General features: G+C 61.1%; 1 pseudogene. It reads left to right on the forward strand.

The annotated features are described in order from the left end of the window. Positions 1 to 216 (forward strand): annotated as a pseudogene (locus ACH107_RS34045) (IS3 family transposase); the annotation flags it as partial.

Below are 216 nucleotides of genomic sequence, written 5' to 3' on the forward strand. Positions count from 1 at the left end.
ACGATGCCCGGCCGAGGGCGGTGGCCTGATCCATCACTCCGACCGCGGCAGCCGTTCGCAAGCTCACCTATCCATCCGCTACACCGAGCGCCTGGCCGATGCCGGAATCGACACCTCCGGTCGGCAGTGTCGGTGATTCATATGATAACGCAATGGCCGAAAGCGTCATTGGCCTCTTCAAGACCGAGGTCATCAACTACCTCGGACCCTGGAAGT

This window comes from Roseovarius halophilus (ex Wu et al. 2025) (genome assembly GCF_047086965.1).